This is a genomic window from Mesorhizobium sp. M8A.F.Ca.ET.057.01.1.1 (assembly GCF_003952565.1).
Classification (GTDB): Bacteria; Pseudomonadota; Alphaproteobacteria; order Rhizobiales; family Rhizobiaceae; genus Mesorhizobium.
The window spans coordinates 6,423,518-6,445,843 of sequence record NZ_CP034454.1 but is presented as its reverse complement, the minus strand read 5'-3'; the positions used below and the strand labels follow the sequence as shown (position 1 = coordinate 6,445,843).

Here is a 22,326-nt window from a genome sequence, read left to right as displayed (position 1 = left end):
TTACGTGTTCATCGAATCGAAGAAATCGCCGTTGGTCTTGGTCTGCTTCAGCTTGTCGATCAGGAACTCGATCGCGTCGGTGGTTCCCATCGGCGCCAGGATACGGCGCAGCACGAAGATCTTCTGCAGGTCCTGACGCGAGACCAGCAGGTCTTCCTTGCGGGTACCGGACTTGAGGATGTCGATTGCCGGATAGATGCGCTTGTCGGCCACCTTGCGGTCGAGCTGGATTTCGCAGTTGCCGGTGCCTTTGAACTCTTCGAAAATGACTTCGTCCATGCGGCTGCCGGTGTCGATCAGCGCCGTGGCGATGATGGTCAGCGAGCCGCCCTCCTCGATGTTGCGGGCGGCGCCGAAGAAGCGCTTCGGCCGCTGTAGCGCGTTGGCGTCGACACCACCGGTCAGCACCTTGCCGGATGACGGCACGACGGTGTTGTAGGCGCGGCCGAGGCGGGTGATCGAATCCAGAAGGATCACCACGTCGCGGCCGTGCTCGACCAGGCGCTTGGCCTTCTCGATGACCATTTCGGCGACCTGGACGTGGCGCACCGCCGGCTCGTCGAAGGTGGAGGAGATCACCTCGCCTTTGACCGAACGCTGCATGTCGGTCACTTCCTCCGGACGCTCGTCGATCAGAAGCACGATCAGATAGCATTCCGGATGATTGGCGGTGATCGAGTGCGCGATGTTCTGCAACAGCACCGTCTTGCCGGTGCGCGGCTGCGCGTTGATAAGGGCGCGCTGGCCCTTGCCGATCGGCGCCACCAGGTCGATCACGCGAGGCGATATGTCCTTGCTGGGCGGATTGTCGACCTCCATCTTCAGCCGCGAGGTCGGATAGAGCGGCGTCAGATTGTCGAAGTGGATCTTGTGGCGGATCTTCTCGGGGTCGTCGAAATTGATCGTGTTGACCTTGAGCAGCGCAAAATAGCGCTCGCCCTCCTTCGGGCTGCGGATCGGTCCTTCGACCGTATCGCCGGTCTTCAGCGAAAAACGCCGGATCTGCGACGGCGAGATATAGATGTCGTCGGGACCTGGCAGGTAATTGGCATTGGCGGAGCGCAGGAAGCCGAAACCGTCCTGCAGCACCTCGACCACACCATCACCGATGATTTCGATGTCCTGGGCGGCGAGCTTCTTCAGGATCGCGAACATCAGTTCCTGCTTGCGCATGACGCTGGCGTTCTCGACCTCGAGCGATTCGGCATAAGCGATCAGCTCTGGCGGCTTCTTGTTCTTGAACTCGGTGAGTTTCATTTCTTGCATTAGACGGACTCTGGGTAGGCTTTTGGGAAAAATCGGCGGGATGCGACAAATGCCGGGCGCGGCCGAAAGCAATGACGGGCGGCGCATGACGGGAAGGAAGACCCGTCTTGTATCGTCGGTCGGCTGAAAGAGCAAGCCGCCTTTTGACGGGGCCGGATGAAGCCTCAGAAGGGCTTCACGACGACCAGGATCACGATTGCGATCATCAGCAATGTGGGGATCTCGTTGACGATCCGCCAGTGCCTTGCCGGTTTTTCGTTGCGGTCCTCGGCGAATTTGCGCACCGAGGCGGCCAGATAGCCGTGAATGCCCGACATAAGCAGCACCAGGCCGATCTTGGCATGCAGCCAGCCGCCCTGAAATGCGAAGATCTTCCAGGCCAGCCACAGCCCGAACACCCAGGTAAGGATCATCGCCGGATTGATGATGCCGCGCAGCAGACGCCGCTCCATCACCTTGAACGTCTCGGATTGGACGGAGCCCTTCTCGGCGTCGACGTGATAGACAAACAGGCGCGGCAGATAAAGCATGCCGGCCATCCAGGAAATGACGGCGAGGATATGGATCGCCTTCGCCCAGGGATAGAAGCTTTCCGGTGCGAAGAAGAACAAAAGCGCGGTGAGCACGATCAGCACAGCGATGCCGACGGCCATGCGCTTCATCGCCTGGCCGGTGCTGTTGGTGTCATCTCTGCCAGCCATCAGCGTGCCGCGCTCCGAACCTGTTTCACCATCGCCTCGACATGCGCCACCGGCGTCTCCGGCGTGATGCCGTGGCCGAGGTTGAAGATCAGCGGCCCGTCCCCCAACGCCTGGAGGATCGCCTCGACGCCGTCGGCCAGCGCCTCGCCGCCGGCGACCAGCCGCAATGGATCGAGATTGCCTTGGACGGCCCCTTGCCGCTGCAAAACCTTCGCTGCCTCGAGCGGCACCGTCCAGTCGATGCCGAGCCCGGTCACGCCGGTCCTCTCGCGATAGCTCTGGTAGCGGGCTCCTGCACCCTTGGGAAAGCCGATGATGGGCACGTCGGGATGGACGGCCCGCACCTGCCTGACGATCTCGGCCACCGGTTCGACGCAGCACTGTTCGAACGAGGCATCGTCGAGCACTCCCGACCAGGAATCGAAGATCTGCACGACATCCGCGCCGGCCTCGATCTGGCGGATCAGGTAGGAAGCCGAATGATCGGCCAGCACTTTCAGCAGTTGCCGAAACGCCGCCGGCTCGCGATAGGCGAACAGCCGCGCCGGCGCCTGGTCGGGCGTACCGTGGCCGGCGATCATGTAGGTCGCCACTGTCCATGGCGCGCCGCAAAAGCCGATCAGCGTCGTCTCGTCGGGCAATTTCGCCCGCAGCCGGCGAACCGTCTCGTAGACCGGTTCGAGATTCACGTGAAACATCTCGCTTCCCAGCGCCGCGATCTCGGCCGCGGAAATCGGCGCCAGCAGCGGCCCACGCCCTTCCTCGAAGCGCACGTCGCGGCCAAGCGCATGGGGAACGACAAGGATGTCCGAGAACATGATCGAAGCGTCGAAGCCGAAGCGCTCGATCGGCTGCAGCGTCACTTCGACGGCAAGGTCGGGGTCGTAGCAGAGATCCAGGAAGGAACCGGCACGCTTTCGCGTTTCCCTGTATTCCGGCAGATAGCGCCCGGCCTGGCGCATCATCCAGAGCGGAGGAGGAAACACCGCCTTGCCCTTCAGGACATCCAGCATGATCCGTCTTGCAGGCATCGAGCGCTCGCCTCTCCCGGCTTCCTCTTAATCAAATATCTTATTTTAAAAGAGTCTTCTGATTCTAAGAGTCTGTTGGTTGTGGTGGTTGTCACCTGTCCCGCTTTGGCCGCCAAAACGCCAGCAAGCATATTGTCGCGCACTCCCGATCGCGGTTTGCAGGGTTCTGGGGACAATCAGGAATCTCGCAGGCGAGTCAATGCGCTAGATCGACCACCCTCGAAGCCTCCCCTGTGGACAGGCGAAAGGCAAAACGTCTCGTCCACGGACTTGTCCCCAGCCGTCCGGCGAAGCTGACAGCGCATCGAATTGTGGACAAACCGGCATCTGATACAGTCGTCTCTGGCCAGTACGCCCGCCTGTCCAACCTTATCCACATCCGCCCACAGCCCCAGGTGACCCCCTGTGAACAAACCCCAGAGCTTCTTCCACCTGCATCTGATTTCCGACGCCACGGGGGAAACGCTGCTCGCCGCCGGCCGCGCCGCCTCGGCGCAGTACAAGGATGCGCGCGCCATCGAGCACATCTATCCGCTCATCCGCACCGAAAAGCAGATAGCCAAGGTGTTCGAGGACATAGAGGAGGAGCCGGGCATCATCCTCTATACGGTGGTCGACCAGAAACTGGCGCGCGGCATCGACGAACGCTGCGCGGCCATGGGCCTGCCTTGCGTGTCGGTGCTGGAACCTGTGCTTACCGTTTTCCAGTCCTATCTCGGCACCCCGGCCGGCCGCCGCGTCGGCGCCCAGCATGTTCTCGACGCCGAATATTTCCGCCGCATCGATGCGCTCAATTTCACCATGGACCATGATGACGGCCAGCTGCCGGCAAACATGGATGACGCCGATGTCGTGCTGATCGGCATATCACGCACCTCAAAGACGCCGACCAGCATCTATCTCGCCAACCGCGGCATCAAGACCGCCAACATCCCGATCGTGCTCGGCGTGCCGGTGCCCGAAAGCCTGGTCACCGCCAGGACACCGCTGATCGTCGGATTGATCGCCACCGCCGAGCGCATCTCGCATGTGCGCCAGAACCGCATCCTCGGCAATTCGAGTACCTACGTGCCGACCGACTATGTCGACCGCGCCGCCATCAACGAGGAACTCGCCTACGCCCGTCAGATCTGCACCCGCCACGGCTGGCCGATGATCGACGTCAGCCGCCGCTCGATCGAGGAGACGGCCGCGGCCATCGTTGCCCTGCGGGGGAAGACGCGGTAGATCAGCCAATAATGGTTTTCGGGGTTTTCTTAACGGAAGGTCGGCGCTGCCCCTCACCTGCCTGCCGGCATCCTCTCCCCGTATAGTGACGGGGAGAGGGACGCTGCCATCGATGGTTTCGCCAATCGGGTAGCCGTAAAGGGCCAGCGCTGACGCTGCGCTTTTCTCCCCGTCTCTATACGGGGAGAAATGTCCGGCAGGACAATGAGGGGCGGCGCCAACCTTACAGAGTAAAGCTCCTCATACGTATCTGCGCCAGAGTGCAACAATGACCGAAAAAATCATCCTCGCTTCCGGCAGCCCGTTCCGCAAGGCGATGCTGGTCGATGCCGGCATCGCCATCGAGGCAGTGCCCGCGACGCTCGATGAACGCGCGCTGGAAGCGCCGTTGCAGGACAGCGGCGCCTCCCCCGAGGATGTCGCCCTGGTGCTGGCCGAAGCCAAGGCCACCGAAGTTAGCGAGCGCCGGCCCGGCGCGCTGGTGCTCGGCTGCGACCAGACGCTGTCGCTCGGCGATGAGGTGTTCCACAAGCCAGCCGACATGGAAGGCGCGCGCCGCCATCTCCTGGCGCTGTCGGGCAAGACCCATCAGTTGAACAGCGCCGCCGTGCTGGTGCGCGACGGCAAGGTGCTGTGGCGCCATGTCGGCATTGCCTCGATGACCATGCGCAAACTCGACCCCGCCTTCATCGGCCGCCATCTCGCCCGGGTTGGCGCCAAGGCATTGTCGAGCGTCGGCGCCTATCAAATCGAAGGCCAAGGCATCCAGCTGTTCGAAAAAATCGAAGGCGACCATTTTACCATTGTCGGCCTGCCGCTGCTGGCGCTGCTGGCGGAGCTTCGCGCACTGGGAGCCATCGATGGCTGAGGCAATGAAGAAGGCCTTCGTCACCGGCCACCCGATAAAACATTCGCGCTCGCCGATGATCCACGGTCACTGGCTGGCCGAGCATGGCGTTGACGGCAGCTACCAGGCGATCGACGTGGCGCCGCGGGATTTCGCCGAATTCCTGGCGAGCTTGCAGGCCAATGGCTATCGCGGCGGCAACGTCACCATCCCGCACAAGGAGGCGGCCTTTGCCGGGGTCGCGCGCCGCGACCACGCGGCGGACGAAATAGGTGCCGTCAACACGCTGTGGCTCGAGGGCGGTACCTTGTGGGGCGGCAACACCGACGGCCACGGCTTTGCCGCCAATCTCGACGACTATACTCCGGGCTGGGCGTCCAATGGCCCGGCTGTGGTGCTGGGCGCCGGCGGCGCCGCCCGCGCCGTCATCCACGCGCTGAAGGAGCGCGGCCTCGGCGACATCCGCATCGTCAACCGGACGCTCGCCCGGGCGATCGAATTGCGCGACCGCTTTGGCGCCGGCGTTTCGGCGCACGAAACGGCCGCGACCGCCGAATTGCTGGGCGACGCCGGCCTGCTGGTCAACACCACCGCGCTGGGCATGCAGGGCAATGAGGGTCTGCCCGCCGACCCCACGCTGCTGCCCGACCGTGCCGTGGTCAACGACATCGTCTATGTGCCGCTCGAGACCCCCCTGCTCGCCGCCGCGCGGGCACGGGGGCTGAAGACGGTTGACGGGCTCGGCATGCTGCTCAACCAGGCGGTGCCCGGCTTCGAGCGCTGGTTCGGCGTCAGACCGAAGGTTACGGCTGAGCTCCGCGCGATCATCGTTGCCGATCTGGTGCGCAAACCATGATCGCGCTCGGCCTCACCGGCTCGATCGGCATGGGCAAGTCGACCACGGCCAGGATGTTCACCGAGGCCGGCGTGCCGGTGCATGATTCCGACGAGACGGTGCACCGCCTCTATGCCGGCAAGGCGGCTCCCCTGGTCGAGGCCGCCTTTCCCGGCACCACCGCCGACGGAAGCGTCGACCGCGCAAAACTCGGCGCCCGTGTGCTCGGCGACGCCGCGGCCTTGAAAAAGCTCGAGGCCATCATCCATCCGCTGGTCCGCGCCGATGCCGATGCCTTCCTGGCCAAGCATCGTAACGCGGGCGAATCGATCGCGGTCCTCGACATCCCGCTGCTGTTCGAAACCGGCGGCCGTGGCCGGGTCGACAAGGTCGTCGTGGTCACCGCGCCGGCCGAAGTCCAGCGCCAGCGCGTGCTGGCACGGCCTGGCATGAGCGAGGAAAAACTGGCGTCGATCCTGGCCAAGCAGGTGCCGGATGCGGAAAAGCGACGGCTGGCCGATTTCGTCATCGATACCGGTAATGGGCTGGACGCCGCCCGCGCCGCGGTTGCTTCGATCATTGCCGAACTTCGGGGATAAGCGGGGCTGCTGACGGCATGCCGTCAGCATTGCCCATTGCCATTTTGTTCCGGTCTCGTGATTCTGCTCCTTTGGAGCAACTGATTCGATGCGCGAGATCATCTTCGACACCGAAACCACCGGCCTTGATTCGCGCGACGACCGCGTGATCGAGCTTGGCGGCGTCGAATTGGTCAATCGTTTTCCGACCGGCAGGACCTTCCATCACTATATCAACCCGCAAGGGCGCGCGATCCACGCCGAGGCGCAGTCCGTGCACGGCATCAGCGCGGCCGATCTCGCGGGAAAGCCGACCTTCGCCGAAATCGCCGAGGAATGGCTGCGGTTCACGGAAGGCGCCAAGCTGGTCGCCCACAACGCCACATTCGATATCGGCTTCCTCAATGTCGAATTCGGCCGGCTCGGGCATCCGCCCGTCGATAACGGGCTTGTCGTCGACACGCTGGCCCTGGCGCGCCGCAAGCACCCGATGGGTCCCAATTCGCTCGATGCACTGTGCCGGCGCTACGGCATCGACAATACGAAACGTACCAAGCACGGCGCCCTGCTGGATTCCGAATTGCTGGCCGAGGTCTATATCGAGCTGATCGGCGGCAAGCAGGCGGCGCTCATTCTCGACAGCGCCACAGCGCCGGCCCAGGGCGAGAATGTCCGCCATATCGAGATCATCGTCGCCGAACGGCCGGCGCCGCTCATGCCGCGGCTGACCGAAGCAGAGCGCGCGGCGCACGCCGCCATGGTCGCCACGCTCGGCGAAAAGGCGCTCTGGCTGAAGGCAACGTCGTCCGAGGCAAGTGCCGCGATCTCGTCGTAACCCGGACCTTCAGTAGGGCCACTCCTCCCGGCCCAGCGCGGCAAGCGCCGCGATGATGCGCGCAAAGGCTTCCGCCGCGGCCGGCACTGTGGTGCGGGCGCGCAGGAAACTGTGCACGAGGCGGGGCTCCTCTTGCCACCAGGCCTTGCCGCCGGCGCCCAGGATGCGGTCGCGATAGACCTCCCCATCCGACGACAGCGGGTCGCACTCGGCCGTTATGATCACCGTTGGCGGCAGGCCGGAAAAGTCCGTGTCGCGCAGCGGTGAAAAGGTCGGATCGTCGGGCGATTGCTTCCTGGTCGAGCGGACGTCGCGGTAGAAGGCGGCATCGCCTGTCGACAGCAGCGGCGCGTCAGAGTGTTCGGCATAGGAGCCCACCGCCTCGTTGCCGCCGAGATCGGGATAGATCAGCACCTGGCCGATCGCGGCGCGCGGATGGTGACGCGCGGCCTGTGCCACCGCCGCCGCCAGATTGCCGCCGGCGCTTTCGCCGCACAGCACCAGCGGCAGGTCGCTGTTTGCGGCCGCCCATTCGAAAGCCGCCAGTGCATCGTTGAAGGCGGCCGGGTGAAGGTGCTCGGGCGCCAGCCGGTAGTCGACCGACAGCACGTCGAAGCCGGTGCCGGCGCAGATTTCGGCGCAGATGTCGTCATGGCTTTCGAGTCCGCCGAGGATGAAGCCGCCGCCGTGGTAATAGAGCACCGTCGCACGCGGCGCCGCGCCGGCGAGCCGATAACGGCGGACCGGGATGCCATGCTTCGAAGCGGCGACCAGGCTGTCGCTGGCCTTGACCCGGGGCGGTCTGCCCTGGTGGAAGGCCCGGCACATCCTGGCATAGACCGCACGCTGCTTGTCGACCGGCAGGCCTGATATCTCGGGTGGGTACCAGGCGTTGACGCTGTCGATATAGGCCCAGAGGGCCGGGTCGAGCCGGGTTTGGTATTTGCCGCGGCCGGTCATTTCAGTCCGGGACGCCCATCAAAGCTCGGCATAGAGACGGGCGGCGTTTTCAAAAGTGAAGCGTAGCGGTACCGAGCCTTCGACCTGCCAGACGGTGACCGTCTCGCCGGCCAGCAGCCGGCAGGCGCCGTCGGTGTCGGTGACCGCGCCGCCATAGAGCCGGTTGGCGAGGTTGAGGATGCCGGTCTGGTGCATGGCCGCGCTGCCGCTGCCGCAGGCATCCTTGACCAAGAGCACGCGAAGGCCCTTCGCCACCGCGTCCTTTACGGTGGCGTCGATGCAGGCCTCGGTCCACACGCCCGCGACAACAAGCCATTCGATGCCGGAAGCCTTGAGCCGCTCAGCAGCCGGACCGCTGCGGAAGGCGCTGGCCTCGGCTTTGATCAGCAGCGCCTCGCCCTCCGCCGGAGCAACCTCATGGCAGATCTCGGTCAGCGGGTCGCTCTTGTCGGAAAAGGCCGACTTGCCGTCTTCGCCGACCGGATGAAAGGGCCGCTCCTGGCTGTCGAGATCGACGATATAGGCCCAATGATGGAGCGGCACATGGTTTTGCCGCGCCGCCGCCTGCAGGCGCCGGACGTTGGCGAGGATCTTTTCGTAATCCTCGACGAGGTAGCGCGGGTCCTGCCGGTGCTCTTCCTGCAGGTCGATGAAGATGGCGGCCACCGAGCCGCGCTTGATGGAAATGGGGTTTTCATGCGGAGGGGTCCTGACCCGGCGCCGACGTCGCCGCGTTCAGCGTGTTATCGCCAGCCCCGGCGATTGGCCAAGGGTTTCCCAACGTCGTCATCCACGGGCGGAGCAGGAGCGAAGCTCCGTCGCGGAGACCCGAGGATCCATTCCGTGACTTTTCTGACGGGCGCAGCGGAGCAGAATTCTTGACCGTGGCGGCGCGGCGGAGTCCCGGCATGGATCCTAGGGTCTGCGCCGCGTCGCTGCGCTCCTTGCTTCGCCCTAGGATGACGAAATGAGGGGAGGCTGCGCCAGCCCTGAAGGCCACAATGCCGAGGCGCGCAACGGCTATCAAACCCGCCCCTCCAGAAAATCCTCCTCATAGGGAAAGCGCGATAGCATCTCCGTACCCGTCTCGGTGATCAGGATCTCGTCCTCCAGCTTGACGCCCTCGCGGCCGCCCTTTTCGCCGATATAGCTTTCGACGCTCACCACCATGCCTGGCACGATATGGCCGTCGCGGCCATAGGTTTCGTAGTCCATGGCATGGGCGATGAACGGTGTTTCGCCATGCATGCCGACGCCGTGCATGACCGAGGTGTAGCGCTGGTCGACGAAGCGGTCCGGGATCTTCCAGGCCTTCTCGGCGATCTCGCGGAAGGCCATGCCGGGCTTGACGATCGAGATGTTGTGCTGAACCTGGTCGTGCGCCATGCGGTAGAGCGACTTCTGATAGGGCGTCGGCTTGCCCGGACCGCATCGGAAGGTGCGGGAGAAATCCGAATAATAGCCGTAGCAGCCGATCGTGTCGGTATCGAGCGCCAGCAACTCGCCGGGCCTGATCTTGCGGCCGCTGGCCTCGTTGAACCAGGGATTGGTGCGCTGGCCTGACGTCAACAGCCGCGTCTCGATGAACTCGCCGCCCTGGCGAATCACCTCGCCATACATGATGGCGAACAGCTCGTTTTCGGAGACGCCGGGCTTGATCGCCTCGCGCACGGCATAGACGGCGGCCTCGGCACCGGCCATCGACGCCATCAGGCATTTCACTTCCTCCGGCGTCTTGACCGCGCGCACCGCCAGGATTTCGCCCTGGCAATCGCGGACCTCGCAGCCGCGCTTTTCCAGCGCCAGCGCCTGCAGATGGCTGCAGCGGTCGAGGCCGAGCTTCATCGAGCCGCCGCCATGCGCCTTCAGGAGATCGGCGATCTCGTCGGCGAAGGGACCGGCGGTCTCGTCGTCGCGGCCGGACACGGAAGACCAGACGAGCTTGGACGGACGCGCTTCGTCGATCGTGTCGAGCACCATGGAGACATGGTAGCTCTGCGGATATTCGAACAGCACGATCGGCCCTTCGGTTGGGATGAAGAAATAGCGGGTCGAGTTGCGCAGGAAATAGCCGAACATGTTGCGCGAGCCGGTGGCATAGCGCTGGTTGTAGGGGTCGAACAGCACGACGCCGCCATACCCGGCGTCACGCATCCAGCCGCGCAGCTTGGCCAGCCGGCCTTTGCGCAAGGCATCGGCATCAATGAAGGACGGCTCGGTGTCCGACAGCCACATGCCGCCGGCCGGGTCAGTGGCCACGGGGTGTCGCATGCGGTCCTTGAAGTCGACGTCCTCGGTGCTGTCGGGGTCGAATACGACGATGCTCATGGGTGCCTGGCTTTGGGTGGGTTGCAAGGCCCGACCATGGCCCAGGCGCCGACGAAGGATTGTGCGGAAAACCGCGTTTGTTGTGCGGGATGCCGCTGGGGTTTCAGGTAAGACCGATCAGCACGAACGACCAAGCCCAGCCCATTGCGAACATTCGATTGTGATGCGAGTGAGAGGGCATGATTGACGTTTATGAAAGCGCTGTTGATGCTTCGGGCCGATACGCCGCTGCCTTCGAGCGTGACGATGAAACCGCGTATTTTTACCTGCTCGACCTTGCGCGAGATGAAGGTAAGCAAATCGTCGAGGCCTTCAGCACGTACACCGTCACCACCATGCCAGCCGATGCGCCAGTCCTTTTGCAGTGGGACAGTGGTGGCGACGCGGTAGGTCTTTTCATTGCGGGCGACTTGATTGCCGTGTTCGAGCTTCGAAACTATGGCAAAAAGGGTCGCTGGGCGACCGACGACGACAAGAGCCTGTTCGTCCGCCACTAGGCCCGCTTCCGCCGATCTCGGCAGTCGGCAAACAACTGATCGCCCTAATGCCGTCGCGCCAGCTTCGGCGGATGGCCATGCTCCTCGCGAAACGCCCGGGCAAAGCTCGACATCGAGGCAAAGCCGCAGGCCAGCGCCACGTCGCGCACGGCGAGCGTCGAGTGGGCCAGGAGATCGGCGGCGCGCTTCAGTCGCAGCCGCCGGTAGTAGCCATTGGGCGAGATGGCGAGTTCGGAGCGAAAGGAGCGCTCGAGCTTGTCGGAGGAGACGCCGAGCTTGGCGGTGAGCTCCGCCATGCCGAGCCTTTCCTCGACCGCGTCCTCCATGATGGCGATGGCCGACAGCACCAGTTCGTTCTGGACGCCGGTGCGCAGGCGCAGCGGCATCAGCTTGCGGTCGACGCTCGAGCGCAGCTGGCTGTGCACGAACCATTCGGCGACGCCGGCCGCAAGCTCGGCGCCGTAGTCCCGGGTGATGATCTCCAGCATCATGTCGAGGCTGCCGACGCCGCCGGCCGAGGTGAAGCGCTTGCGATCGATGACGTAGAGATCGCGCCGCAATTCGATGTTGGGAAAGGCCTCGGTGAAGGCGGCCTGGCTGGTCCAGTGCAAGGTGCAGGCATGGCCGTCGAGCAGGCCCGCGCGAGCAAGGAAGAACGCCGCATCCGCCACCGCGCCGATATGGGCGCCGCCGCGCAGGCTGCGGCGTATCCAGCTCGCCGCGTCCTCGGCGACGAGATGATCGGCGTCGCCGCCCGAGCAGACGACGATGCGGTCGACCTTGGGTGCCGCCTCGGCATAGAAGCCCGGCTGGATGACGACGCCGTTGGAAGCCTCGACCGGACCCTGTGTCGCCCCGACGATGATCCAGCGGTAGCATTCCCGCTTCGCCAGCACATTGACGGCGCGCAGCGGCTCGATGACCGAGCTGAACGCCATCATCGGAAAACCGGGAAAGACCAGCACCGCGAAGGTGAGGGGCTCGGTGGGTTCGGGTGGGTCGCGCGTGGCCATGGGGCGCAATAGTTCGGACAGATGGCGCTTGTGGTCAATTGCCATTCCGGAACGTTGGCGCCGCCCCTCATTACCCTGCCGGGCATTTCTCCCCGTATAGAGACGGGGAGAAAGAAGCAGCCGTGACCTCGGTGCCAAATCCTGCAACGTCGCCGATTGGCGAAACCGCCGAGGAAAGCGCCCTCTCCCCGTCACTATACGGGAGAGGATGCCGGCAGGCAGGTGAGGGGCGGCGCCGACACCCGACAGGTATCGGCATAAGCCGCCCAGAGCGCTCGTGTCAGCCCGCCAGCGCCTGATCCAGATCGGCGATCAGATCATCGCCATCCTCTATCCCCGCCGACAACCGTACCAGCGAATCCGATATGCCGATCTCATCCCGCTTCTCGGCGGGAATGGAGCCATGCGTCATCAGCGCCGGGTGTTCGATCAGGCTCTCCACGCCGCCGAGGCTTTCGGCAAGTGTGAACAGTTGCGTGCGTTCGAGGAAGCGCTTCGTACCGGCGAGGTCGCGGTCGAGCACGGCCGTGATCATGCCGCCGAAGGCATACATCTGCTGGACGGCGATGGCGTGCTGGGGATGGCTGGCGAGGCCGGGATAGATGACGCGGCGCACGTCCCTGCGCGCTTCCAGCCATTGCGCGATCTTCAGGCCATTGTTGGAATGGCGCTCCATCCTGAGCGCCAGGGTCTTCAAGCCGCGCAGCGCCAGAAAACTGTCGAACGGGCCCGATATGGCGCCGATGGCGTTCTGCAGGAACTTCAGCCGGTCGGCGAGATCCTTGTTGTCGCCGACGACAGCCACGCCGCCGACCATGTCGGAATGGCCGTTGAGATATTTGGTCGTCGAGTGGACGACGATGTCGATGCCGAGCTCCAGCGGCCGCTGGATATAGGGGCTGCAGAAGGTGTTGTCGGCGACCGTCAGAATTCCCTTGCGCCTGGCCACGGCCGCGACGCCCTCGAGGTCGACGATGCGCAGCAACGGGTTGGTCGGCGTCTCGACCCACAGCATTTTTGTCTCCGGCCGGATCGCGGCTTCAACCGCGGCCAGATTGGTGAAATCGACGAAGCTCACCTGCAAATTGGCCGAGCGCTTGCGCACCCGCTCCATCAGCCGGAAGGAGCCGCCATAGATGTCGTCGGTGGCGACGATATGCGCGCCGGAATCGAGCAGTTCCAGCACGGTGGCGATCGACGCCAGGCCGGAAGCGAAAGCGAAAGCGGCCGAGCCGCTTTCCAGGTCCGCCACCGCGCGCTCGAAGGCGAAGCGCGTCGGGTTCTGGCTGCGGGCATATTCGAAACCCTTATGCACGCCGGGCGACTGCTGGCCGTAGGTCGAGGTGGCGTAGATCGGCACCATCACCGCCCCGGTCAGCGGGTCGTGGCTCTGGCCGCCATGGATGGTGCGCGTCGAAAACGCCAGGCGGTTCTTTCCGGATGTGGTCATCGTGCGCGCCTCAGATGGTTGATCAGGTCGATGCGGGTAATCAGGCCGACGAATTCGTCGCCGTCGAAGATGATGGCGACCTCGTTGCGGTCGAACACCGGCAGCAGCGCGTCCAGCGTCTGGCTGGCCTGCAGCGTGTGCAGGTTGGAGGTCATCGCCGTGCGCACCGGGCCGTTGAAGCGCTCCCAGCGCCCGTCATAGGGTCCGTCGACATGGGCCAGAATGTCGCTTTCGTCGACGATGCCGACCAGCTTGCCATTGTCGAGCACCGGCAATTGCGAGACATCGGAGCGGCGCATGCGGCCATAGGCGTTGAGCAGGCTCTCGTCCGGGCCGACATAGACCGTGTCGCCAGTGCGGTGGGTGCGCATCACCAAGTCGCGCAGATCGCCATGCTGTTCGTGCTCGGCCAGCCCCTGCTCGGCCAGCCAGAAATCGTCGAACACTTTCGACAGATATTTGTTGCCGCTGTCGCAGACGAAGGTGACGACGCGCTTGGGCACCGTCTGTTCGCGGCAATAGCGCAGGGCCGCCGACAGCAGCGTGCCCGAGGAAGAACCGGCCAATATGCCTTCGCGCGACAGCAGATCGCGCACCGCCAGCATGCTCTGCTTGTCCGTGATGGAATAGGCTCTCTTGACCAGCGACAAATCGGCATTGGGCGGCACGAAATCCTCGCCGATGCCTTCGACGGTCCAACTCCCCGCCTCTTCCATCTTGCCGGTCTTGATCAGCGGCGCCAGCACCGAGCCGACCGGATCGGCCAGCACCATCTCCGTCTTCGGCGACACGCCGGCGAAGAAGCGGCCAAGCCCGGTCAGCGTGCCGCCCGAGCCGACGCCGACCACCACCGCGTCGACATCACTGTTGAGCTGCGAGAAAATTTCCGGGCCGGTGGTCGTCTCATGCGCCAGCGGGTTGGCCGGGTTGGCGAACTGGTTGGCGTAGAAGGCGCCGGGCAGTTCGGCGGCGATCTTCTCCGCCATGTCCTGGTAATATTCGGCATGGCCCTTGCCGACATCGGAGCGCGTCATGCGCACCTCGGCGCCGAGCGCGCGCAGGTGCTGGATTTTTTCGCGCGACATCTTGTCGGGAACCACCAGGATGATGCGGTAGCCCTTGGGGATGCCGACCTGGGCGAGGCCCAGGCCGGTATTGCCGGCGGTCGCCTCGACGATGGTGCCGCCCGGCTTCAGCCTGCCATCCTTCTCGGCCGCCGCGATCATCGACAGCGCGATGCGGTCCTTGATCGAGCCGCCCGGGTTCTGGCTTTCGAGCTTGATGAACAGCCGGCATTTTCCGGTGTCGAACTTGGTCAGCTCGACGATGGGCGTCTGCCCGATCAGATCGAGCACCGACGCATAGGGCGGGCGCAGACGCGACATTGCGCTCGCCGCGGCGGCGCTGTACGAGGCGGCACTCTCGGCCGTGGCTTTTCTGTGCTCGCTCATTTCGGAGCCCTCCATGGATCAACCTAGCGTCTTTTCCAGCCGATCGCAGTCGGAAAGAAGATAGATCGTGCCAATCCGGTGGCCAGACGGGGAATGAAATTCCAGCGGCGCGTCAGGGCGAGGCGATACGGCGCCGAACCGAGACGCCGGCGGGACAGCGCCCCCTCTGCCTTGCCGGGCATCTCCCCCTCCAGGGGAGAGATCAACAGCTTCGCGGGCCGCGACATTTTTTACAACGTCGACAATTGGCGAAGACGATGCCACAGCCAATCTCCCCACTTGAGGGGGAGATGGCCGGCAGGCCAGAGGGGGCGCCGTAGGGCGCCGACCTCAACGGCCCCAAGCTGCTGCACCGTCTCATCCGTTTTCCGGCGCCGAGACCGCGCGCGCCGTGTGTGAGGCTTTGGGCGATTGAACGCTATCCCTTCGGCTGATAACTGGAGGGACTTCAGTCTTAGTTGAGCTATAGCTAATATAGCTATAGCTTGGTCATGCGGGGAACGATCCCAAATCGAAGCCTAACCCGCAATGGCCGGTGCGACCTGCTTTCAACCCAAGCATCCCCGCACCGGCCATTCCTTTCCCCGTGGTAGCCCTGGTCAGCTTCAAATCGCAAGGATGAAAAGGGCCTTCCAGGCATCCTTTCGATCCGGACGGCGGAAGGCATTTTTGGATGACTCTGGACCTCACGCCATCGCAAACGCCGTCAAGGAGATCCGGTCGAAATTGGCCGTTGCGAGTAAAAAAGACCGGCTCGAAACCGGGTTTCCGAGCAAATCGGCAACACCGAAAGCGCTGGAATCGCGCCCCCTTTGCAACGGGTCCGCGTCAAGTTATGTATATCTCAATTGGCTAAAGTACGGAACGTCCAATGGACAAGTACGGAACGTTTGAAGGCCCCTCAGACCAAGGCCTACCGGCACGCAAGACTTTAGTCCTGCCGCCTTATAGTTAAGAACGGAAGTTGTTCGGCTGACATAGGGCCGCCCCGGATAAATACCAGACTGCGCTCAGCCGACTATGGTGCGATCGCGGAAGCCGCTTTCGGGCCGAGCAGAAGGCGGGTCCGCCAGAAATACGATCGCCGCCGGAATTGCTCTATCCCAGCAACCGCTTGCTCAGCCTGGCGCACTGGACGCGGATATCGGGAATGGCGTCGATCTCGAAGAAGGTGCCGCGCGTCAGCGGCCCGACGGCGAGGATTTTTCGCGAGACGGTGCCGTCGGCGGCGATGATCTCACAATCGGCCGAGACGTCGAGGCCGATGCGCAGCGGATCGGGCCGCGCCAGACCGCGGTCGACCAGCGAGCGCACCACGCTGTTCGATGAGGTCGAGATGTCGCGCACGATGCCGGAGCAATCATAGATGCGGGCGGCGTCGAATGTTTCGAGGCGCTGGGTGTGGCGCGACTGGACCTCCACGGCGAAGCCGTCGCCCGGCGTGACGCCGACGACGCGCCCGGCGATCGGCCGGATGCGTCCCGATTGCACCGCCTCCGTCACCCTGGCGTAGACCTCGGGTGCCATGCGGTGGCGATGGATGTCCCACCAGGCCTTGGTGTGTTCGACAAAGCGGCGCTTGGCCGAAGCGGGCCAGTTCTGCCAGATCTTCTGGTTGAAGGGGCGCAGGCCGTCGACGACGTCGCGCCAGTCGACGCCGGCCTTCTGGTTCTCGCGGATGAGGTCGCGGAACCAGCCGACGAAATAGGAAAGCTGGGTGCCGAGCGGGATGTCGGCGACGTCGAGCTTGATCGGATTGCCCTTGCGGTGCGGCGAGGGCAGCAGGCCGCGCCGCGACACCGCGATGATGTCGCCGCGATGGCCGCGCTGCTCCAGGGAAAGGAAGGCGTCGACCATGCTCAAGCCCGTCCCCAGCACCACGATCCGGCTGTCTGGATCGAGCGCGGTGTCGGCCTCCGATCCCATCCGGATCGCATGGCCCTGCGCGGGCTGTTCGTCATGGCCGGTGGCGAGCACGGCAAGATGGGCGACCACGCTGGTGCCGTTGGCGAGTGCCACCTCGACCCCGGACGCGGTGGGTGAGATCGACAGGCTCTCCTCGCGGATCAGGCGCAGCCGTCTGGTCTCGCGCTCGCGCGTTTCCAGATCGTCGAGCAATTCCTTGAGATAGCGGGCATAGAGGCTGCGCGGTGCGTAGACCGGAGCCTGCTTCGGTGTCGCCAGCCCGCGCTCCAGCAGCCAGCGCCAGAAATTGCCGGGATCGTCGGCATAGGCGCTCATGCCGGCCGCGCTGACATTCAGCACATGCGCCGATAGCAGTGTCGAATAGGCGATGCCCTGGCCGAAATGCGGGCGCTTTTCGATCAGCGTGACGCGCAGGTCCGGATTGGGCGATTTGAGCAGATGCGCGGCCAGCACAACGCCGCTGGCGCCGCCGCCGACGATGATGATGGAATTGATCGAGTTGGTTCGCCCGGTCATGCGCGAGCGAGCCTCGTGCGAAGCGCCGGCTTCAGGCCTGGACCTTCACCGGCAGGTCGTCCCGCGCGACCGGGAGGTCGTCGGCAATGTCGCGCATCTCGGCGAGGCTGCGCTGGTCGAGCACCTCGGCGATCGCCTGCCGGACTTCCAGCATCAGATGTCGGACTTGGCATGTCGCCTCGTTGCAGTCTTCACAGCGCTGATATTGTGTTCGGCTGGCGCAGGGGATCGGAGCCAGCGGGCCGTCGAGGACGCGCACGACGTGGCCGACCTTGATTTCGTCGGCGGGTCGCGCCAGGCGGTAGCCGCCATCCTTGCCCTTGCGGCTCTGGACGAAGCCGGCATTGCGCAGCTCGCCCAATATGGCGTCGAGAAATTTCTTCGGGATGTTGTTGCCGGTCGCGATATCGCCAACGAAAGCGAGTTGCCCGGCCGGCATCCGCGCGAGATGGACGAGCGCCTTGAGGCCGTACTTGCCTTTTTTGGTGAGCATGGACCGAACGTTTCTCTGTCATGCGACGGCCGCAGGCCATCCGTTGCGAAACGCCTCGCGTGCCTCCCCGCCGCGCCGAAGCGTCCATGACACATAAATTCTAGTGACATGATATACAAGCCAATTGCGGTTGATCTTGCTTGATTTTCAACTCGTTGCGGCGATTTTAGCCCGCCTTGTGACATCGATGACACGGAAACATGGCTTGCTTTCACCAAGGCCTGCAGCCGGAACCCGGTGACGCCAGTGGTCGCCACGATGCGCTTGACATGGCCTGTCATCGGCACTGCAACTCCTAAGTCGATAAGGTTACTATACTTAACCGTCGGCAGCCGGAACGCCATTCTAAATTCATCCTCGTTTGAAGCATGGATTTGCTGGAGGCTGGGAGAGATCGGAATTCTGGTTCGAAACTGTCAGTATCCGCAATGGGCGGGGGCGAGCCTCGGGCAAAGTTGGTGGCCTCGCCGCGCTTGAACGACGGCAGCCGCCCTGTCCGCCATGACGGCCCGCCGCCAGTGGCTTTTTTCCAACAAGCCCTTCTTCCTTGGAAGGATTTAACTCTACAAGAACCATAGAATTAGCTGACTATGAACAGGCAATCCGGTTTTCCCCTTTTTCAAGGAGCCTTTCATGTCCAGCATTTCACGCCGCATCATTCTCCTGTCTTCGGCGGCCCTTGCCGGCGCCGCGTTCCTCGGTCCGGCCATGGCCGATGACCTGAAGATCACCATCGGCTACCAGACGGTGGTCGAGCCCTCGAAAGTGCCGCAGGCCGACGGCGCCTATGAAAAGGCCACCAAGGCCAGCATCGACTGGCGCAAGTTCGATTCCGGCGCCGATGTCATCGCCGCCGTCGCCTCGGGCTCGGTCGATATCGGCTATGTCGGCTCTAGCCCGCTGGCGGCCGCCGCCAGCCGCGAACTGCTGATCCAGACCATCTTCGTGGTTGGCCTGATCGGGCCGTCGGAAGCGCTGGTCGCCCGCAACGGCGCCGGCATCCAGAAGGTCGCCGACCTCGCCGGCAAGAAGGTCGCCGTGCCCTTCGTGTCGACGACGCATTACGGCCTGCTTGCCGCACTCAAGCATGAGAATGTCGATCCGAAGTCGGTCCAGATCCTCAATCTCAGGCCGCCGGAAATCGCCGCCGCCTTCGCGCGCGGTGATATCGATGCCGCCTATGTCTGGGATCCGGCGCTGGGCCAGATCAAGACGTCTGGCAAGGTGGTCCTGGATTCCTCGCAGGTCGCCGCCTGGGGCGCGCCGACCTTCGACGCCTGGATCGTGCGCACCGACTTCGCCGACAAGAATCCGGAAGCCGTGCGCGACTTCGTCAAGGTGACGGGATCAGCCTATGCCGAATATCTCGCCAAGCCCGGCGCCTGGTCGGTGTCGTCGCCGCAGGCCGCGTCGATCGCCAGGCTTACCGGCGCCAAGCTGGAAGAAGTGCCGGAACTCTTGAAGGGTTATGTGTTCCCGACGCTTGAAGAGCAGGCCTCGGACAAATTCCTCGGCGGCGGCACGGTCAAGGCGGTCGCGGCCGCGTCCGCCTTCCTCAAGGAGCAAGGCAAGGTCGACGCGGTGCTGCCGGATTACTCGAAATACGTGACGTCGAAATACGTCACTGAGGCGCTGGCCTCGAACTGACGGGCCTAAACGCGCGGCTCATCTTCCCTGACGCCATGCGTTGCCTGTCCCGGAGCCGCTGACGAGGCTCGGTTTCGGGGCAGGCGGATTTTACCGAACCGATTCATCCCTGACGCAATTCCGGACGGAAAACCGCCTCACACTTTTCCTGGAATTGCTCGGCGAGGAGCCCATGCCGCATCTCGTGCTCGACAAGATCTCCATCCACTATGACGGCCAGCCGGCGCCCGCCGTCGAGCGGGTCTCGATCGCTGTTGCCAAGGAGGATTTCGTCGTTCTTGTCGGCCGCTCCGGCTGCGGCAAGACCTCGCTGCTCAACGTTGCCGCCGGCCTGGTCGGGCCCGCCCGTGGCACGGCCTCGATCAACGGCCAGCCGATCACCGGGCCCGGTTCGGACCGGGCGGTGGTGTTCCAGAACGATGCGCTGTTTCCCTGGCTCACCGCCCGCGAGAACGTCGCCTTCGCGCTGCGGCTGCGCGGCGTCAGCCCAACCGAGCGGGCACGGCGCGCCGATCAATTGCTGGACCTGGTGAAGCTCGGCGATGCTGGCGACAAGCGCATCTGGGAGCTGTCCGGCGGCATGCGCCAGCGTGTCGGCCTTGCCCGCGCGCTCGCCGCCGAACCTGAATTCCTGCTGCTCGACGAGCCGCTCGGCGCGCTCGACGCGCTGACGCGCGAACGCATGCAGACGACGCTGCTCGACCTTTGGACGGCAAGCCATGCCGGCGTGCTGATGGTGACGCATGGCATCGAGGAGGCGCTGGTGCTCGCCACCCGCATCGTCGTGCTGGCGCCCGGCCCCGGGCGCGTGGTTCGAACCTTCGAGCCGGGCTTCTCCCGGCGCTATGCCGCCGGCGAGCCAGTTCGCGCCATCAAGGCCGACCCGGCCTTCGCGGCGGCGCGAGGCGAACTGACCGACGCGATCTTCGAGGGAGAGGCGGCATGACCATTTCCTCCTACACGGAACGGCCCGGTTCAAGGACGGACGAAACCGACGGCCTGTCGGTGCCCTGGTCGAGGCCGCGGACGAAGCGGGCCGGCGTTTCGGCACGCATGGTCAGCGCCGTCACCATCCTGGCGGTGCTGGCGCTCTGGACGCTGTCGGCCCGCCTGCAGCTGGTGTCGCCGGTGTTCCTGCCCTCGCCGCTCGCCGTCTGGAACAAGTTCGTCGTCGTCACCCGCGACGGCTTCGTCGACGCGACGCTGCTGCAGCATGTCGTCGCCAGCCTTGGCCGCGTCTTTGCCGCGCTGGTCGCCGCCATCCTGGTCGGCGTGCCGGTGGGGCTCGCCATCGGCATCAGCACGGTGGGGCGCGGCATCTTCGATCCGCTGCTCGAATTCCTGCGGCCGATCCCGCCGCTGGCCTATTTGCCGCTGGTCATCATCTGGTTCGGCATCGGCGAGCCGTCGAAGATCCTGGTGATCGCCATCGCCATGTTGGCGCCGGTCGCCCTGTCGACCGCCTCTGGCGTCCGCGGCGTCTCGCGGGAGCGAATCAACGCCGCGCGTTCGCTTGGCGCGACACGCGCCCAGGTGGTCCGCCACGTGATCCTGCCCAGCGCCCTGCCCTCGATCTTGACCGGCCTGCGCATCGCGCTCGGCGCCGGCTGGTCGACACTGGTCGCGGCCGAACTGGTGGCGGCGACGCGCGGCCTTGGTTTCATGATCCAGTCCGCGGCCCAGTTCCTCGTCACCGACGTGGTGGTGATGGGCATATTGGTGATCGCGGCCATCGCCTTCGTGCTCGAATTCACCATCCGCCGGATCGAGCGCGTGCTTGTCCCGTGGGCGGGGCGTGAATGATCGGAAAAGGAGGATGACGATGACCCATTCCACCGCCGTGTTGTTTGCTCATGTCGGCTCCTGGCTGCTCGGCCTTGCCGCCGATGACAAAGCGGCAAAGCAGGACGGCCCGCGCTCGCCGGCGCCGGTCCATTTCCGCTTCGGGCACGACCGCCTGCCGCCGCGCGACGAGAGTTTTTATTGGGCCTGGCAGTACTGGTCGCAGTGAGCGGCTGGCGGTTGGCGCACCGACGCATAGCGTTAGCGATCTTTCGCGCTAGCCTCCACGTCTTCGTCATCCTACGGCGAAGCAAGGAGCAAAGCGACGCGCGCAGACCCTAGGATCCATGCCGCGACTGTGGTGCGTTGCGACGGTGCAAAAACGGCTCACCACCCAGTTCCGCGAAAGAGTTCGAACCATTCCGGATTAGCTTTCTCGATCAGCTCGATCTTCCATTGGCGTGGCCAGCGTTTCAGGGACTTCTCACGTTGGATCGCATCAGTGATGTCGAAATTCTCTTCGTACCAGACAAGGCGTTGCACGCCGTAGCGACTGGTAAAGCCTGAGCCTTGGCCAGATTTGTGCTCGGGTACAGGGCGGCCGAGGTCGTTGGTGACGCCAATGTAGATAGTGCCACGTTTCTGGCTTGCGGTCATGTAGACATAGCCGGTCATGTTTGAAGCGTAATCCGGGTGAGTGAGCGTGTAAGCGTCGTTTCTGATCCGTCGCATTCTACGACCAAAGTCACGGCATGGATCCTAGGGTCTGCGCCGCGTCGCTTCGCTCCTGCTTCGCCCTAGGATGACGAAGGTATAGGGTGCCGTAGAAAAAAATTCCGCCCGTCACAATCATCTCGCAAAATTATTTCTCTACTAAATTTATAGAACTACCTAGCCTGATCCATCTTCCAACCGGCAAGGACATTTCCTGCCGCCGCCCGCG

The 22,326-nt window shown here is 64.1% G+C and carries 23 protein-coding genes; 10 read left to right on the top strand and 13 right to left on the bottom strand.

The window, feature by feature from the left end; all coding sequences use genetic code 11:
- The 3 genes from rho to hemE all read right to left on the bottom strand — a co-directional run bounded on the left by rho (position 1) and on the right by hemE (position 2,998).
- Positions 1–1,266: a transcription termination factor Rho gene (gene rho, locus EJ077_RS30635; RefSeq protein ID WP_027145740.1), complete on the bottom strand. Its 1,266-nt coding sequence runs from the start codon at positions 1,264–1,266 to the stop codon at positions 1–3.
- Between the two features lie 164 nt (positions 1,267–1,430).
- On the bottom strand, positions 1,431–1,967 hold the full coding sequence (gene hemJ, locus EJ077_RS30630) for a protoporphyrinogen oxidase HemJ (protein WP_208698683.1): 537 nt from the start codon (positions 1,965–1,967) through the stop codon (positions 1,431–1,433).
- Entirely contained in the window at positions 1,967–2,998 is a 1,032-nt protein-coding gene (gene hemE, locus EJ077_RS30625; protein WP_208698682.1) for a uroporphyrinogen decarboxylase, read from the bottom strand. The genes hemJ and hemE overlap by 1 nt, the downstream gene beginning before the upstream one ends.
- 405 nt (positions 2,999–3,403) lie before the next feature.
- On the opposite strand from hemE, the gene EJ077_RS30620 reads away from it, so the two are divergent.
- From EJ077_RS30620 to dnaQ, 5 genes are all read left to right on the top strand, one after another.
- Positions 3,404–4,225 (top strand): pyruvate, water dikinase regulatory protein, encoded by an 822-nt coding sequence (locus EJ077_RS30620; RefSeq protein ID WP_136091030.1) that lies wholly within the window; start codon positions 3,404–3,406, stop codon positions 4,223–4,225.
- A gap of 268 nt (positions 4,226–4,493) precedes the next feature.
- Positions 4,494–5,093 (top strand): Maf-like protein, encoded by a 600-nt coding sequence (locus EJ077_RS30615; RefSeq protein WP_208698680.1) that lies wholly within the window; start codon positions 4,494–4,496, stop codon positions 5,091–5,093.
- Positions 5,086–5,928 (top strand): shikimate dehydrogenase, encoded by an 843-nt coding sequence (locus EJ077_RS30610; RefSeq protein WP_208698678.1) that lies wholly within the window; start codon positions 5,086–5,088, stop codon positions 5,926–5,928. The genes EJ077_RS30615 and EJ077_RS30610 overlap by 8 nt, the downstream gene beginning before the upstream one ends.
- Positions 5,925–6,506: a dephospho-CoA kinase gene (coaE, locus tag EJ077_RS30605; RefSeq protein WP_208698676.1), complete on the top strand. Its 582-nt coding sequence runs from the start codon at positions 5,925–5,927 to the stop codon at positions 6,504–6,506. Before EJ077_RS30610 ends, coaE begins: the two co-directional genes overlap by 4 nt.
- A gap of 88 nt (positions 6,507–6,594) precedes the next feature.
- Positions 6,595–7,320: a DNA polymerase III subunit epsilon gene (dnaQ, locus tag EJ077_RS30600; RefSeq protein WP_208698674.1), complete on the top strand. Its 726-nt coding sequence runs from the start codon at positions 6,595–6,597 to the stop codon at positions 7,318–7,320.
- Between the two features lie 9 nt (positions 7,321–7,329).
- On the opposite strand, the gene EJ077_RS30595 is transcribed toward dnaQ, so the two are convergent.
- From EJ077_RS30595 to EJ077_RS30585, 3 genes are all read right to left on the bottom strand, one after another.
- Positions 7,330–8,280, bottom strand: a complete 951-nt coding sequence (locus tag EJ077_RS30595) for an alpha/beta hydrolase (RefSeq protein ID WP_208698672.1) — start codon at positions 8,278–8,280, stop codon at positions 7,330–7,332.
- Between the two features lie 18 nt (positions 8,281–8,298).
- Positions 8,299–8,946, bottom strand: a complete 648-nt coding sequence (locus EJ077_RS30590) for an isochorismatase family protein (protein ID WP_245458581.1) — start codon at positions 8,944–8,946, stop codon at positions 8,299–8,301.
- A gap of 357 nt (positions 8,947–9,303) precedes the next feature.
- Positions 9,304–10,608, bottom strand: coding sequence for a M24 family metallopeptidase (locus tag EJ077_RS30585; protein WP_208698670.1), 1,305 nt, complete (start codon positions 10,606–10,608; stop codon positions 9,304–9,306).
- 179 nt (positions 10,609–10,787) lie between these two features.
- Here EJ077_RS30585 and EJ077_RS30580 point away from each other — a divergent pair, with 179 nt between their 5' ends.
- The gene (locus EJ077_RS30580; protein WP_208698668.1) at positions 10,788–11,105 is read left to right on the top strand and encodes a DUF2251 domain-containing protein; all 318 of its coding nucleotides are present in this window, start codon (positions 10,788–10,790) and stop codon (positions 11,103–11,105) included.
- Positions 11,106–11,149: 44 nt separating this feature from the next.
- On the opposite strand, the gene EJ077_RS30575 is transcribed toward EJ077_RS30580, so the two are convergent.
- The 6 genes from EJ077_RS30575 to EJ077_RS30550 all read right to left on the bottom strand — a co-directional run bounded on the left by EJ077_RS30575 (position 11,150) and on the right by EJ077_RS30550 (position 17,954).
- Positions 11,150–12,118, bottom strand: coding sequence for a GlxA family transcriptional regulator (locus EJ077_RS30575; RefSeq protein ID WP_208698666.1), 969 nt, complete (start codon positions 12,116–12,118; stop codon positions 11,150–11,152).
- Positions 12,119–12,398: 280 nt separating this feature from the next.
- Positions 12,399–13,568: a trans-sulfuration enzyme family protein gene (locus EJ077_RS30570; protein WP_208698664.1), complete on the bottom strand. Its 1,170-nt coding sequence runs from the start codon at positions 13,566–13,568 to the stop codon at positions 12,399–12,401.
- Entirely contained in the window at positions 13,565–15,019 is a 1,455-nt protein-coding gene (locus EJ077_RS30565; protein WP_210212146.1) for a pyridoxal-phosphate dependent enzyme, read from the bottom strand. Before EJ077_RS30565 ends, EJ077_RS30570 begins: the two co-directional genes overlap by 4 nt.
- A 23-nt stretch (positions 15,020–15,042) precedes the next feature.
- Positions 15,043–15,201, bottom strand: coding sequence for a hypothetical protein (locus EJ077_RS30560; RefSeq protein WP_208698662.1), 159 nt, complete (start codon positions 15,199–15,201; stop codon positions 15,043–15,045).
- Between the two features lie 916 nt (positions 15,202–16,117).
- Complete coding sequence (locus EJ077_RS30555; protein ID WP_208698659.1) at positions 16,118–17,461, bottom strand: FAD/NAD(P)-binding protein; 1,344 nt, start codon at positions 17,459–17,461, stop codon at positions 16,118–16,120.
- 31 nt (positions 17,462–17,492) lie between these two features.
- Positions 17,493–17,954: an RrF2 family transcriptional regulator gene (locus tag EJ077_RS30550; protein ID WP_208698657.1), complete on the bottom strand. Its 462-nt coding sequence runs from the start codon at positions 17,952–17,954 to the stop codon at positions 17,493–17,495.
- Positions 17,955–18,587: 633 nt separating this feature from the next.
- Here EJ077_RS30550 and tauA point away from each other — a divergent pair.
- From tauA to EJ077_RS30530, 4 genes are all read left to right on the top strand, one after another.
- The gene (tauA, locus tag EJ077_RS30545) at positions 18,588–19,601 is read left to right on the top strand and encodes a taurine ABC transporter substrate-binding protein (protein ID WP_208698655.1); all 1,014 of its coding nucleotides are present in this window, start codon (positions 18,588–18,590) and stop codon (positions 19,599–19,601) included.
- 172 nt (positions 19,602–19,773) lie between these two features.
- Positions 19,774–20,547, top strand: a complete 774-nt coding sequence (locus EJ077_RS30540; protein ID WP_208698653.1) for a taurine ABC transporter ATP-binding protein — start codon at positions 19,774–19,776, stop codon at positions 20,545–20,547.
- Positions 20,544–21,404 (top strand): ABC transporter permease subunit, encoded by an 861-nt coding sequence (locus EJ077_RS30535; RefSeq protein WP_208698651.1) that lies wholly within the window; start codon positions 20,544–20,546, stop codon positions 21,402–21,404. Before EJ077_RS30540 ends, EJ077_RS30535 begins: the two co-directional genes overlap by 4 nt.
- Before the next feature lie 19 nt (positions 21,405–21,423).
- Positions 21,424–21,612 carry a hypothetical protein gene (locus EJ077_RS30530; protein WP_208698649.1) on the top strand — a complete coding sequence of 63 codons (189 nt, stop codon included), beginning with the start codon at positions 21,424–21,426 and terminating at the stop codon, positions 21,610–21,612.
- 158 nt (positions 21,613–21,770) lie between these two features.
- Here EJ077_RS30530 and EJ077_RS30525 read toward each other — a convergent pair whose 3' ends face one another.
- Entirely contained in the window at positions 21,771–22,058 is a 288-nt protein-coding gene (locus EJ077_RS30525; protein ID WP_208698647.1) for a GIY-YIG nuclease family protein, read from the bottom strand.
- Positions 22,059–22,326 lie beyond the last annotated feature (268 nt).

Bases quoted from the DNA above. Each gene is read 5' to 3' on its own strand.
- rho (WP_027145740.1), bottom strand. From the start codon at position 1,266: ATGCAAGAAATGAAACTCACCGAGTTCAAGAACAAGAAGCCGCCAGAG.
- hemJ (WP_208698683.1), bottom strand. From the start codon at position 1,967: ATGGCTGGCAGAGATGACACCAACAGCACCGGCCAGGCGATGAAGCGC.
- hemE (WP_208698682.1), bottom strand. From the start codon at position 2,998: ATGCCTGCAAGACGGATCATGCTGGATGTCCTGAAGGGCAAGGCGGTG.
- EJ077_RS30615 (WP_208698680.1), top strand. From the start codon at position 4,494: ATGACCGAAAAAATCATCCTCGCTTCCGGCAGCCCGTTCCGCAAGGCG.
- EJ077_RS30610 (WP_208698678.1), top strand. From the start codon at position 5,086: ATGGCTGAGGCAATGAAGAAGGCCTTCGTCACCGGCCACCCGATAAAA.
- coaE (WP_208698676.1), top strand. From the start codon at position 5,925: ATGATCGCGCTCGGCCTCACCGGCTCGATCGGCATGGGCAAGTCGACC.
- dnaQ (WP_208698674.1), top strand. From the start codon at position 6,595: ATGCGCGAGATCATCTTCGACACCGAAACCACCGGCCTTGATTCGCGC.
- EJ077_RS30595 (WP_208698672.1), bottom strand. From the start codon at position 8,280: ATGACCGGCCGCGGCAAATACCAAACCCGGCTCGACCCGGCCCTCTGG.
- EJ077_RS30585 (WP_208698670.1), bottom strand. From the start codon at position 10,608: ATGAGCATCGTCGTATTCGACCCCGACAGCACCGAGGACGTCGACTTC.
- EJ077_RS30580 (WP_208698668.1), top strand. From the start codon at position 10,788: ATGATTGACGTTTATGAAAGCGCTGTTGATGCTTCGGGCCGATACGCC.
- EJ077_RS30575 (WP_208698666.1), bottom strand. From the start codon at position 12,118: ATGGCCACGCGCGACCCACCCGAACCCACCGAGCCCCTCACCTTCGCG.
- EJ077_RS30570 (WP_208698664.1), bottom strand. From the start codon at position 13,568: ATGACCACATCCGGAAAGAACCGCCTGGCGTTTTCGACGCGCACCATC.
- EJ077_RS30565 (WP_210212146.1), bottom strand. From the start codon at position 15,019: ATGAGCGAGCACAGAAAAGCCACGGCCGAGAGTGCCGCCTCGTACAGC.
- EJ077_RS30560 (WP_208698662.1), bottom strand. From the start codon at position 15,201: ATGCCCGGCAAGGCAGAGGGGGCGCTGTCCCGCCGGCGTCTCGGTTCG.
- EJ077_RS30555 (WP_208698659.1), bottom strand. From the start codon at position 17,461: ATGACCGGGCGAACCAACTCGATCAATTCCATCATCATCGTCGGCGGC.
- EJ077_RS30550 (WP_208698657.1), bottom strand. From the start codon at position 17,954: ATGCTCACCAAAAAAGGCAAGTACGGCCTCAAGGCGCTCGTCCATCTC.
- tauA (WP_208698655.1), top strand. From the start codon at position 18,588: ATGTCCAGCATTTCACGCCGCATCATTCTCCTGTCTTCGGCGGCCCTT.
- EJ077_RS30540 (WP_208698653.1), top strand. From the start codon at position 19,774: ATGCCGCATCTCGTGCTCGACAAGATCTCCATCCACTATGACGGCCAG.
- EJ077_RS30535 (WP_208698651.1), top strand. From the start codon at position 20,544: ATGACCATTTCCTCCTACACGGAACGGCCCGGTTCAAGGACGGACGAA.
- EJ077_RS30530 (WP_208698649.1), top strand. From the start codon at position 21,424: ATGACCCATTCCACCGCCGTGTTGTTTGCTCATGTCGGCTCCTGGCTG.
- EJ077_RS30525 (WP_208698647.1), bottom strand. From the start codon at position 22,058: ATGACCGGCTATGTCTACATGACCGCAAGCCAGAAACGTGGCACTATC.